Source organism: Thermogutta sp. (genome assembly GCF_014359955.1).
GTDB lineage: Bacteria > Planctomycetota > Planctomycetia > Pirellulales > Thermoguttaceae > Thermogutta.
In genome coordinates, this window is the sequence record NZ_JACIYL010000956.1 from 1 (window position 1) to 1,508 (window position 1,508).

The following is a 1,508-nucleotide window of genomic DNA, read 5'->3' on the forward strand; positions in this document are numbered from 1 at the left end:
CTCGCTTTTTTGTTGAGTTAAGCCTTGTGCGAGAAGAACCGCCAGCCAACCGGGGGAAAAGACCGGGCAATTGGCTTGGGCGGGAGTTCAAGCGGGACAGGACAAGCGCGTCCCAGCTCTGGCGGTGGGACCTGCTTGTCAGGTCCACATCGCAGGGTTGAGCCATCGAGCCGCAACCACCGGCCAGGACCGAACTCTGTCCCGTGGGGAAAAACTTTTACTTCCCCCAACCTTTCGAGAAACGCCCTATCCGAACTCTGTGGACACCGCTATCCAGGAGCGGATGTCAAAACCAGCCGCGAAGCGACCTGCTCTTCCCTAGGCAGCTCATGCCAAATACCGTGCAATCCGGTTTTTGGTTGGGCACGAGGGAACCTGCGGAATCTGGTACGCCATCTGGTAAGCGTCCTCAACGGTATCCGAGTAAAAATTGCGCAAAATCCTGCACGCCCGAAAACCAAGCGAACGGAAAAAGAGCTGGGCGACCAGGTTGGTTTCACGAACTTCGAGAAGTATCTGATGTCGGCGATGCGGCGAGAGCTTGTTGATCAACCGCTCCACGAGTGAGCGACCGATTCCCTTTCGTCTCCAGGCCGGATCAACAGCCAGTGTGAGCACGCGGAAAAAATGAGGAGCCATCTCGTAGATCATGTAGCCGACGACCTGATTCTGGACCTCGGCCACAACGGCAATGCAATGGGGCTGATGAGTGCAGGAGAGAAAATCGGATTTCGTCCAGGGAAACTCGAAGCTTTCCTCCTCGATTTTGAGAACAGTGGGCAAATCCTCCTTCAACATCCAGCGAATGACAGGTCGAGTCGCCACGCGGAAATCAGTACTCATGGCAAACGTTCCTTGTCAGCCAGAGTAACGGAGAAAGGAAGAACTGTCCCTCTGCCGCCTTCCGCGACTGCCCTCCGTCACGCGTCACAGTTCAATAGGCTATCAGAAATCAAATCGGCTGCCAAGAGAGCTTTTTTCGATTAGAAAACTGCGAGACGTTACAGAAAGTTTAACGCTGACCCGGCCGTGGATTCAGCTCCATGAAAAGCCCGCCAAACTTCGCAATTTTTTACGCAGGCGACTCAACCGTGCCCGCAAAGGTCCGGGCTTGCAACCGAGCCTGCGTGCGATCTCCACAATTGGCAGCCCTTCCAGTTGCATCCGGAACAAGTTTCGTTCTTCGGGAGTCAACTTATCCAGCAACTGGCTCAAAAGCTCCTCATTCTCCCACTGTTCGGCCGGCACCTCGGGAGCTGACCACCGCGTCTGTTCGAGTGTGTCTTCTCCCAAACGAACCACGGGTTGCCGCCGCTGACGTCGCCAGTAAAGCGCGACTTTCCGTCGAATGACGGTGGCCGCCAGAGCCACAAGTTGTTCGGGCGAGTCCAAATTGTACAGCCCTGCCCGCAGGCCCGGGATCAACATCCGTTTCATCGATTGCACGAGATCCAGGGTGTCCACCTGGGAACGAAGCAGCGGCCCGAGGGCGACACGTGCTATGATTT

Annotated in this window: 2 protein-coding genes; both read right to left on the reverse strand. The window is 55.9% G+C overall.

The window, feature by feature from the left end; genetic code table 11:
* Positions 1-327: 327 nt before the first annotated feature.
* A complete protein-coding gene (gene rimI / locus H5U08_RS18525) occupies positions 328-843 on the reverse strand; it encodes a ribosomal protein S18-alanine N-acetyltransferase (RefSeq protein WP_297036552.1) in 516 nt (171 codons plus the stop codon).
* A 192-nt stretch (positions 844-1,035) separates the two neighbouring features.
* On the reverse strand, positions 1,036-1,508 hold a 473-nt coding region (locus H5U08_RS18530), incomplete at its 5' end, for a sigma-70 family RNA polymerase sigma factor (RefSeq protein WP_297036555.1).